This window comes from Buttiauxella sp. S19-1 (assembly GCF_022134725.1).
In the GTDB taxonomy this organism is placed as follows: domain Bacteria; phylum Pseudomonadota; class Gammaproteobacteria; order Enterobacterales; family Enterobacteriaceae; genus Buttiauxella; species Buttiauxella ferragutiae.
Genome location: NZ_JAHWLU010000009.1, coordinates 67,624 through 77,970, shown reverse-complemented (window position 1 = coordinate 77,970; position 10,347 = coordinate 67,624). Strand labels below are relative to the sequence as shown.

General features: G+C 51.1%; 10 protein-coding genes and 1 pseudogene. 3 read left to right on the top strand and 8 right to left on the bottom strand.

All coding sequences use genetic code 11. The features are described 5' to 3' along the window. From MES37_RS04110 to MES37_RS04100, 3 genes and pseudogenes are all read left to right on the top strand, one after another. Positions 1–766 (top strand): annotated as a pseudogene (locus tag MES37_RS04110) (6-phospho-alpha-glucosidase); the annotation flags it as partial. Positions 767–872: 106 nt separating this feature from the next. Then, positions 873–1,724 (top strand): 3-mercaptopyruvate sulfurtransferase, encoded by an 852-nt coding sequence (gene sseA, locus MES37_RS04105; RefSeq protein ID WP_064544601.1) that lies wholly within the window; start codon positions 873–875, stop codon positions 1,722–1,724. Next, positions 1,724–2,497: a MurR/RpiR family transcriptional regulator gene (locus tag MES37_RS04100; protein WP_064544443.1), complete on the top strand. Its 774-nt coding sequence runs from the start codon at positions 1,724–1,726 to the stop codon at positions 2,495–2,497. The genes sseA and MES37_RS04100 overlap by 1 nt, the downstream gene beginning before the upstream one ends. 33 nt (positions 2,498–2,530) lie before the next feature. On the opposite strand, the gene MES37_RS04095 is transcribed toward MES37_RS04100, so the two are convergent. The 8 genes from MES37_RS04095 to iscA all read right to left on the bottom strand — a co-directional run bounded on the left by MES37_RS04095 (position 2,531) and on the right by iscA (position 10,344). Further along, complete coding sequence (locus MES37_RS04095) at positions 2,531–4,519, bottom strand: M48 family metalloprotease (RefSeq protein ID WP_232886318.1); 1,989 nt, start codon at positions 4,517–4,519, stop codon at positions 2,531–2,533. Between the two features lie 145 nt (positions 4,520–4,664). Further along, complete coding sequence (gene sseB, locus MES37_RS04090) at positions 4,665–5,441, bottom strand: enhanced serine sensitivity protein SseB (RefSeq protein WP_064544439.1); 777 nt, start codon at positions 5,439–5,441, stop codon at positions 4,665–4,667. Positions 5,442–5,672: 231 nt separating this feature from the next. Beyond that, the gene (pepB, locus tag MES37_RS04085; protein WP_064544437.1) at positions 5,673–6,959 is read right to left on the bottom strand and encodes an aminopeptidase PepB; all 1,287 of its coding nucleotides are present in this window, start codon (positions 6,957–6,959) and stop codon (positions 5,673–5,675) included. Positions 6,960–7,029: 70 nt separating this feature from the next. After that, positions 7,030–7,230 (bottom strand): Fe-S cluster assembly protein IscX, encoded by a 201-nt coding sequence (gene iscX, locus MES37_RS04080; protein WP_064544436.1) that lies wholly within the window; start codon positions 7,228–7,230, stop codon positions 7,030–7,032. Between the two features lie 12 nt (positions 7,231–7,242). Further along, positions 7,243–7,578 carry an ISC system 2Fe-2S type ferredoxin gene (fdx, locus tag MES37_RS04075; protein ID WP_034459208.1) on the bottom strand — a complete coding sequence of 112 codons (336 nt, stop codon included), beginning with the start codon at positions 7,576–7,578 and terminating at the stop codon, positions 7,243–7,245. A gap of 1 nt (position 7,579) precedes the next feature. Then, positions 7,580–9,430 (bottom strand): Fe-S protein assembly chaperone HscA, encoded by a 1,851-nt coding sequence (gene hscA / locus MES37_RS04070; RefSeq protein WP_237930113.1) that lies wholly within the window; start codon positions 9,428–9,430, stop codon positions 7,580–7,582. Positions 9,431–9,443: 13 nt separating this feature from the next. Next, the gene (gene hscB, locus MES37_RS04065) at positions 9,444–9,959 is read right to left on the bottom strand and encodes a co-chaperone HscB (RefSeq protein ID WP_121815095.1); all 516 of its coding nucleotides are present in this window, start codon (positions 9,957–9,959) and stop codon (positions 9,444–9,446) included. A gap of 61 nt (positions 9,960–10,020) precedes the next feature. Next, on the bottom strand, positions 10,021–10,344 hold the full coding sequence (gene iscA / locus MES37_RS04060) for an iron-sulfur cluster assembly protein IscA (protein WP_064544430.1): 324 nt from the start codon (positions 10,342–10,344) through the stop codon (positions 10,021–10,023). Between the last annotated feature and the right edge of the window lie 3 nt (positions 10,345–10,347).

The window sequence follows — 10,347 nt, the reverse complement described above, 5'->3', positions numbered from 1 at the left end:
CCATTTTGGCTGGTTTACCCGTGTGCTGGTTGATGGGGAGGATCGCCTGCCGGAATTGCGCCGCCATATTGCGAAGTTTGGCCTGCTGACCGAAGATGCCGCGCAAACCGATCCGCAGCATTCCGATCCGTCTTGGGTGAAAACCTGGCGTCACATCAAGCCGATTATGGACCATTTCCCGCAATTCCTGCCAAACCCGTATTTGCAGTATTACCTGATGCCAAACGACATCGTTGAGCATCAAAACCCGGACTACACCCGCGCTAACGAAGTGATGGATGGGCGCGAGAAGAAACTGTTTGCCGCCGCCGCCGAATATAAGCAAACCGGTATTTTGCCGGATGCCTTCCACGTTGGTGTGCACGGTGCGTTTATTGTTGATGTTGCCTGTTCGCTGGCCTTTGATTTACGCCAGCGCCACCTGGTGATTGTGGAAAACAAAGGTGCCATTGCCAACCTGCCATACGATGCCATGGTGGAAGTGCCTGCTTATATTACTTCCGAAGGGCCAGAACCGGTGCGCATGGGCGCGGTTCCGCTGTTCCACCAGACGTTGTTAATGCAGCAGTTAGCCTCAGAGCAGTTGCTGGTTGAAGCCACCATCGAAGGCAGCTACGAGAAGGCGTTACAGGCATTTACGCTTAACCGTACTGTGCCAACCATGCAGCATGCGAAAGCGATTCTCGACGATATGATTGAAGCCAATCGTGATTACTGGCCGCAATTGCAACAAGCCTGGAAAGATGGCGAAGCGGTGAAAGCGTAACTTTATCTAATATTTACGGCACACTTCGCAGCAGTGGATATGGTTGCTTGTCGGTTTGCTTAAAAACACCGACAATCCGTTAATCAATGACGATTCGGAGGCAACCATGTCCACCACTTTCTTCGTTGCGGGCGACTGGCTCGCAGAACATATTAATGATGAGAATATCCAGATTATTGATGCTCGCATGGCGCCTCCAGGCCAGGAGCATCGTGATCTCGCAGGTGAATACCGTGCAGGCCATCTGCCCGGTGCGGTATTTTTTGATATCGAAGCCCTTTCCGATCACACCAGTCCTCTGCCGCATATGATGCCGCGCCCTGAAGCCTTTGCTGTCGCCATGCGCGAGCTGGGTATCAGCCAGGATAAACATCTGATTGTTTACGATGAAGGTAACCTATTTTCCGCCCCACGCGCCTGGTGGATGCTGCGGACTTTTGGCGTTGAGAAAGTCTCGATTCTGGCCGGGGGGCTCGCCGACTGGCAGCGCGAAGAATTACCGCTGGAAAAAGGTGATGTTGAATTACCCGAAGGCGAGTTCGATGTGAATTTCGACCCACTAGTGATTAAACGTCTGACCGATGTGCTGCTGGTCAGCCATGAAGGCACCGCACAAATCGTCGATGCTCGCCCTGCCCCACGCTTTAATGCACAAATGGACGAGCCGCGTCCGGGTTTAAGACGCGGTCATATTCCGGGCGCCTTAAACGTGCCATGGAGTGATTTGGTAGAAAATGGTCAGTTGAAAACCACTGATGAGCTGAATGAAATTTTCATCCGCCAGGGTGTGAGTTTTGATAAACCGGTTATCGCCAGTTGCGGCTCAGGTGTCACTGCGGCGGTGGTCGTGTTGGCGTTAACGACGCTTGGCGTCAACGGTGTTTCTCTGTACGACGGCTCCTGGAGTGAATGGGGTGCCCGTTCTGATTTACCTGTCGAACCTGCACAATCACTGTAATGGACAACCGCCTGGCAGGCTTGCTCGAGCGCGGAGAGTCTTTAACCCGCGCTGAGTACCGTGTTCTTTCGCATTTGACCAACCATCCATTGCTGGTCGGCAAAATCACGGTTCGCGAACTTGCCCAGGCGACGTTTGTCTCCAGCGCGACCATTATGCGGCTGTGCCAGAAGCTTGGATTTAGCGGTTACAGCGAGTTTATCTGGCACTGTAAGCAACTGCTTTCCAATACACCGCATATTGCTCAACAACCCGCACCACCCGCAGGCGCCCTGCCGGTTTTATTCGATGAATTTGTGGCTAATTACCGGCAAACCTTTCGTTGGGTGACGCCCGAGCTAATGGCGCAATTCGCGGCGCTGTTACGCGAAAAAGAGAGTTTCTTTTTATACGGCGCGGGTTTTTCCTATCTGTTTGCCGAATATCTCACCAAGAAACTTCAGGTGCTGGGGAAAACTGCATTTATTTCCGGGCCAGGCGATAGCCGAGGCATTTTTCTGAGTAACGCGTCGAAGTATCAGGTGTTTATCGCCATTTCACGCAGCGGTGAAACCGAACAGGTACTGGATAAAGCGCGGATTGCACAGAATGTTGGGATGTCGATTGTGGCATTTACTCGCGCGTCGCCGAACAGTCTGTCCGAACTGGCGGATGTGCATTTTCAACTGTATGACGAGGCAGTCCACTATGCAGCAGAAGCTTCTGGGATCACCTCGTTTGAGTCGAATCTGTTGCTGTTAATGGATTTACTGCTGGCGCAGGCAATAAACTAAATATCAGTTTTACCTGCACCAGAATATTCTCGTTTAACTATTCAACTCAATAAGAACTCTACGCGCATGTGCAGCCTGCAGATATTTCGCTAATAATTCATACAATTCATCAAAGCTTATCTTTTCGTTGCAGCCTTCTTTGAGCAGCGTCCCGGCAATGATCATGGTTATTTTATGTTTTTTGGTAACGACGGCAATGGATCGAGAAAAACGCCCCAGTAAAGAAATGGGCAATTCCGCATCCTCGCGCATAATGAGATCCAAATAACAATTACTCTGAATCACTCGCATTGAAATATCTTCTATATCAACAAGCATGACAGGTTTATTGAGCTGTACACTCAAGATACTGTCATTGGACAAGGTAAATAGCGGTTGAAGCGTTTTCCTGTACATGGCCACAGAAGCAAGAGCAAAGAATAGTGAGAAGCCAGCTGTCCATGCCGCTACCTTTACTTGCGTTGAACCGGCAGCACCAGGGCCTGAAAAGATAAGAGATGTAACCCATGCAGCGATAATAAATAATACCATTGCAAATCCCCCCATAAACCAAACGTTTTTTTTGCCTAAGCGAAATGTCAGCGTTTCTTCTGGGGCGACGATTTGAGAGACGGCTTCCAACTCTTTGCGAATTTGCTCACCCTGTTCACCCAGTTCTTTTTTGAGAGCCTGTGTGAGTTGTTGACATAAGCCTTGAGGGTCTGCAAACCACTTATCCATATTATGATAGTCATGTTCACTGACTGGACGAGAAGCTTGTATGAGCAGTGCATCATCAACCTGCACATTCAGGGCCGCAATGCGTAAGCTTGTGGGTGGGTGACTGTCTAGTGGATGGGTGGTACTGTTTTCAAGCTGTGCTTTCGCATCAATAGTTTCTCTTGATTTCAGAGCTTCAAAGACTGTGGCAGCCAGATCGGGGTCGTTAAACTTCCCTTGATAAAGCCGATGAATTTGCTGGCTAATATCATCGCTCAATGCACAAATGCGCAGTAATGCGCTAGAAAACGCCTGCTCGCTACTGGCTTTTGCACCAACAGCATCGGCAGCATGCTCACGGATACGGCTCCAGTAATTAACCGTTTCGTCGAGATTCTTGAGGAAATAATTCCCGATATAAAGAGCAGGATAGATAACGATGTTATCTATCCATGAATTGCCCATCGCTTTAATAGCAACCTGTTCCAGACTATTTTGCAGGCCGCTGTACAGTGGTGTAAAACGCAAACTGTACTGGGTATCTTGCCCGGTAAAATGCCCCAGTTCATGGCCGACGACCGCAGCAATTTCATCTTCACTCATAAAGCGTGCGTAAGTGACAGGAAAATACAACGTATTACCGGTTAAATGCTCACCATCAACAAGCTGCACTGAATTAGCGGTAACATAAAAACACTCTTCCATACCCACAACGATATTATCCGGAATGACTGCATTAATTTTCGCAGCCAGTTCCCGAACCCATTGCCAGAGGCCAGCAGCCTGTTGTTCAGAAACATTATGTCCAATAACTAATGAAGGTGTGGGTTGGAACATGGCAAAACAATTTTTAATATTGATGAGACTTTTTATTAATATCCATAAAACACCTAATACCCCCATTCCAATCAGGGTAAGTAATTTATAACTCCCGGCATCCATTTCAAATGCAGAAACGATCCAGGCAATTTCTGAAAAGGCATAAAATATTATACTGAGACCACAAAAAACAATCTGCCCCAACATCATGAATGGGAATACTTTTCGGCAGCGGTTAAACATGATAACCAGTGTGTTCTGGGATTTTCTGGCAACAGTTGTACTATAGCGGCAGAGTGCCATCGCGGCACCACTGATAAATAAACTAAGCAGTGACGATATCAAACCTATTGTTGATAAAAAATGCCGTAAAGCCATTTCATTATAATCATAACCGTAATCTGAAGGCGAAACTCCATCATTCATCCGATACAGTTGGAAAAACCCATAAAGCGTAATTAACACTGGAATAACAAATATATACAAGAACCCTTTGTTTTTCATCACAACCATCCCGGTCATTGAAAATAAGAATATTAAACATTATAAAATAATATTGCTCGCAGGTAATTATAAATGCAAGGCACCAAACTCTGAAAAATTTACATGGTAATAAAAACAGCACCATGCGTGTGCTGTTTTTATTTTTTTAGATAATCCGATTGGTTTTAAAATCTCGCAAGAAACTGCCCCAGCGGCGTTCGTAGAATGGCGTAATGTGCGCCATCATAAAGTGGCTGATGCCCTTTTCGCCTTCCACCACCTGGCAAATATCAACTGGCTCATCGCCTGGTAACGTATCAGTCGCGACACTTCCAGCCTGGCGAATAATCGCTTCGATATCCCCTTCAGCTTCAATACCAATCAGCAGGTTTGGCTGCTCGTCAGCACGTTCTTTGATAGAGCAGATGAACGCACGTTTTACAGTTTTCAGGTTTTTGAACAGCGTAGTTAATGAATCGACCATTTGCGCCGGTGGCTCAGCCACTTCGGAAAGCAGCAACGATGTCCCGCCATCCAGCACTTCCTGCTGGGTTAAAGGATCGCTTTCATCGCTGATTAAATGAGTGATTTCACGCGGGGTAAATTCTTTGCCGGTCGGCAGTTTAGCGTTCAGAAACAGTGTCGCGCCCTGCGTCATTTCAAACAGCGTGCGCACTGGCATCACAACAAATGCCTGCTCGTGGCTGATGGCTTGTTGTAACGCTTCAACAGAGGTGAAAAACGGAATGACGGAGGTGCCATCGTCTTTTTCCCAGTGCTGCAATTCGACGGCACTATCGGCGTCAATGGCTTCGCCTTCAGCGGCGCTACCCGGTACCCAAACGGTGGATTCCAGTAACACGCGGAAAAATGCCGGGCGGTGAGCAGGTTCAGTGGCCGCCTGTTCAAGCAGCGTTTCGAGTTCGTTTTTGAGTTCTGACATGGTGGTTCCAGAATGAGTCTGTGGGGCAAACAACCCTCACCCTAACCCTCTCCCTGAGGGAGAGGGAATTGATCGGTGTCCCCCCTCTCCTGGGGGAGAGGGAATTGATCGGTGTCCCCCTCTCCTGGGGGAGAGGGAATTGATCGGTGTTCCCCCTCTCCTGAGGGAGAGGGAATTGGCCGTTTTCCCCCTCTCCTGGGGGAGAGGGTCGGGGTGAGGGCGAAAAGCGAATTACTGACTAACCAGCAGATTTGCAATCGCACGCACACCAATGCCTGTTGCGCCAGCAGACCACTGCTCAACCGCACCTTTACGATAAGTTGCAGAGCAGTCGATGTGCAGCCAACCTTCGTGATAGTTTTCCACGAAGTGAGACAGGAAGCCCGCCGCCGTACTCGCACCCGCAGGGAAGGAGGCGTTGGAGGTGTTGTTCAGCTCGGCAAAGTTGGACGGCAACTGGTTGCGGTGGAACTCAGCCAGTGGCAAACGCCAGAACGGTTCGTTTTCTGCCGCAGCACTCGCCATCAAGCGATTAACCAGTTCATCATCGAAGCTGAACAGCGCGTGGTAATCGTTACCCAGTGCCGTTTTCGCCGCTCCCGTTAAGGTTGCGCAGTCGATGATTAATTCTGGTTTTTGCGCACACGCGTCAATCAGGCCGTCAGCCAGTACCAGGCGGCCTTCCGCATCGGTGTTCATAATCTCAACAGTTTTGCCGTTGCGATATTTAATGATGTCGCCCAATTTAAAGGCATTGCCGCTAATCAAGTTATCTGCACAGCACAGGTACAGTTTGACGCGTTTGTTCAGGCCACGAGTAATCGCAAATGCCAGTGCGCCGGTGATGGTGGCCGCACCGCCCATATCCGATTTCATGGAGTCCATGAACGCGCTTTGCTTGATGCTGTAGCCGCCGGAGTCGAAAGTAATACCTTTACCCACCAGGCAGGCATAAACCGGTGCATCCGGGTTGCCTGTTGGGTTGTAATCCAGCGCCAGTAAAACCGGTGCACGCTCTGAACCACGGCCAACAGTATGGATACCCATATAGTTCTGGTCGCGCAGATCTTCACCTTTAGTGATGCGGTAAGAAACGTTATCGCATGCCACATCACACAGCAGGTCTATGGCGCGTGAAGCCAGTTGCTCTGGGCCAAGTTCTTCGGCTGGTGTATTGATGGTATGACGTACCCAGTCGATGATTTTCAGGCGGTTATTCAGCTCTTTTTGCTCTGCTTCGCCCAGCACTGCCCAGTCAACTTTACGCGTACCTTTTGGTGCGCGATAGCCTTGCCAAAATGCCCAGCTTTTTTCTACATCCCAGCCGTCACCTGCCAGTTGCACATGCTTCAGGCCCTGGCCGTCAATTTTACGGGCAGCACGCTGGATTAACCCCAGGTCATCTTTGCCTGTCAGGTGCAGGGTAATCCCTTCGTCGTTGATACTATAAGCGGCTTTTTCGCCCCAACGCGCATCGGCAGGCGACGTGGAAAGGCTAATTTTCATGGCTTCTGTCATGTTCTTTTCCTTATATTTTTCAGCTCATGCTACATATAAAAACGGGCCGCCAGAGGCAGCCCGCTTATTTTTATTCTGCTTCATCTAACCAGACTAACAGAATTGCTTCCAGAATTTTTTCATTGGATGCGTTTGGATCGTCGTCAAAATCTTCCAGGTCGCAGATCCATTGATGCAGATCGGTGAAGCGTACCGTCTTCGGATCGAGATCCGGGCGGCTGTCGTACAGTGCTTCGCCGATTTCGCGGCTATCGGTCCATTTCAATCCCATTTGCGACTCCTGTTAATGCTCACGCGCATGGTTGATGGTGTAGCGCGGCATCTCAACGACCAGGTCTTCGTCTGTAACGCGAGCCTGGCAGCTTAAGCGGCTTTCCGGCTCAAGACCCCAGGCTTTGTCCAGCATGTCGTCTTCGTCTTCCGTGCTTTCAGCCAGAGAGTCGAAACCTTCACGCACTACGCAGTGGCAAGTGGTGCAAGCACAGGATTTTTCACAGGCGTGTTCAATCTCGATACCGTTGCGCAGGGCAACATCAAGAATGGTTTCACCGACATTCGCTTCCAATACTGCGCCATCTGGGCACAAATCCTGATGAGGCAGAAATACAATCTTTGGCATGTTAAACCTCGTCCACGGAGTGGCCTTTCAGCGCCTTACGGATTGATTCATCCATACGACGTGCGGCGAAATCCTGGGTTTGTTTGTCTACGTTTTTAATGGCTTGTTCAATCGCATTGATATCGTCACCCGCAGCAGCGGCATGGAGTGCCACTATTGTCGCGTCGATATCTGCACGTTCAGCGGCGCTTAACAGCGCGGCGTCTGCGGCTAACGCACCTTGCAGGCTTTCCAGCACGCGGGCCGCGTCAACTTTTTGCTCCGCAAGCATACGCGCTTGCACGTCTCGCTCAGCAAAACTCATGGAGTCCTGAATCATTGAGGCAATTTCGCCGTCGCTCAGGCCATAAGAAGGCTTCACCTGAATAGAAGCTTCAACACCTGTGGATTTCTCCATGGCGGTGACGCTTAGCAGGCCGTCCGCATCAACCTGGAAGGTGACGCGGATATGCGCCCCGCCCGCAGGCATTGCCGGAATACCGCGCAGTGCAAAACGAGCCAACGAACGGCAATCTTGTACCAGTTCGCGCTCGCCCTGTAACACCTGAATCGACATCGCCGTTTGGCCGTCTTTAAAGGTGGTGAAGTCCTGCGCACGCGCCACCGGAATAGTGGTGTTACGTGGAATGACTTTCTCTACCAGGCCGCCCATGGTTTCGAGGCCGAGCGACAGTGGGATCACATCCAGCAGCAGCATGTCGCTGTCCGGCTTGTTGCCCACCAGAATATCCGCCTGAATGGCGGCACCGATAGCGACAACTTTATCCGGGTCGATGGACGTCAGCGGCGTGCGGCCAAAGAACTCGCCGACACGTTCGCGCACTAATGGCACGCGGGTTGAACCGCCAACCATTACCACTTCCAGTACTTCGTCAGCTTCCACGCCTGCGTCTTTCAACGCGCGACGGCAAGCCAGCAAAGTACGTTTAACCAGGGCTGCAATCAGTTCGTTGAACTGTTCGCGGGTCACGGTACCCGTCCAGCCAGCCACTTCTACCGTGGTAGTTTCGGCATCGCTCAGAGCAATTTTCGCGGCAATGGCGGCGTCCAGTAACTGGCGCTGCACGCGGTCGTCGCTACGGTCAGCAACGCCTGCTTGCCCACGTAACCAGTCGGCTAACAGGTGGTCAAAGTCATCGCCGCCTAGTGCAGAATCACCGCCGGTCGCCAGCACTTCAAACACGCCACGGCTTAAACGCAGGATGGAAATATCAAACGTACCGCCGCCTAAATCGTAAACCGCGATAACGCCCTCTTTGCCAGAGTCCAGACCGTAGGCAATCGCTGCCGCAGTCGGTTCATTCAGCAAACGCAGCACGTGCAGGCCGGCCAGACGCGCGGCATCTTTGGTGCCCTGACGCTGTGCATCGTCGAAATACGCCGGAACGGTAATCACCACACCATCAAGCTGGCCTTCCAGCGCTTCGGTGGCGCGTGCACAAAGGGCTTTAAGGATGTCGGATGAAATACGGATAGGGTTCAGCAGCCCAGCTGGCGTGTTGATAATCGGCAGGCCATTCTCACTCGCCTGGAGTGAATAAGGCAGATGCGGATAGCGCGCCTGAATATCGGCCAGCGAGCGGCCCATCAGACGTTTTACCGAGCTGATGGTGTTCGCCGGGTCGGTTGCGGCTTGCGCACGCGCATCCCAGCCCACATTCAGGCCTTGTTGCTGATAGTGCACCACAGAAGGTAACAGGTGACGCCCTTCATGGTCAGGCAGCGTTTCGGCTTGCCCGCTACGAACAGTTGCAACCAGTGAATTGGTAGTACCTAAGTCGATGCCCGCCGCCAGCTTGCGCTGATGAGGTGCCGCACTCAGGCCCGGCTCACTAATTTGTAATAACGCCATATTGAGCTTCCAGTTAAAAATCGAGCAGCTTTTCTTCGAGTTGTTCTATTTGGCTGCGCAGTTTATCGAGAAAACGCAGTTTACGCACCGTATCCGCCGCCTGCGTCCAGTCCTGATTATCCAGTTGCTGCACCATTAGCGCCATGCGGGTTTTCACCATTGCATTAACGTTGGCACTAAAGGATTCCAGGCGGTCACTATCTTTGGCGTGCTCAATGTTATCAAGCTCTTCGCGTAATTCGAGTTGCTCCATCAAAAACGCGGTGTCGCGCACGGTATGCTGTTCATTCGCCAGGTCAAAACCGTTGAGGGAGAGAATGTACTCGGCGCGCGGCAGTGGATGACGCAGCGTTTGCCAGGCCTGGTTGATGGTCGCAGATTGTTGGACCGCCAGCAGTTGCTCCGCCTGAGGGCGGCTGGTGTATTTATCAGGGTGGAACTGACGTTGCAGCTCCTGGTAACGGGTAGCCAGCAGCTCAGTATTGAGGGCAAAACTTACCGGTAACCCAAAGAGGGTAAAGTAATCCATAACAGGCTCGGGTAACTTTAGACCCCGCGCAACGTGAAGTTACACGGGGGATTGGCGAGTATCAGACGTGGAAGCTTTCACCGCAGCCACACTCATCTTTCACGTTCGGGTTAGTAAATTTAAACCCTTCGTTAAGACCTTCTTTGACGAAGTCGAGCTCAGTGCCGTCTAAAAATTGCAGGCTTTTACCATCGACGACCACTTTCACGCCTTTGTCTTCGAACACGGTGTCATCTGCCATCGGTGCGTCAACAAATTCCAGAACATAAGCCATACCGGAGCAGCCTGAGGTGCGAACGCCTAAGCGCAAACCAAAGCCTTTTCCGCGATTGGACAGGAAGGCATTCACACGTGCGGCAGCACTGTCGCTAAGGGTAATCGACATACA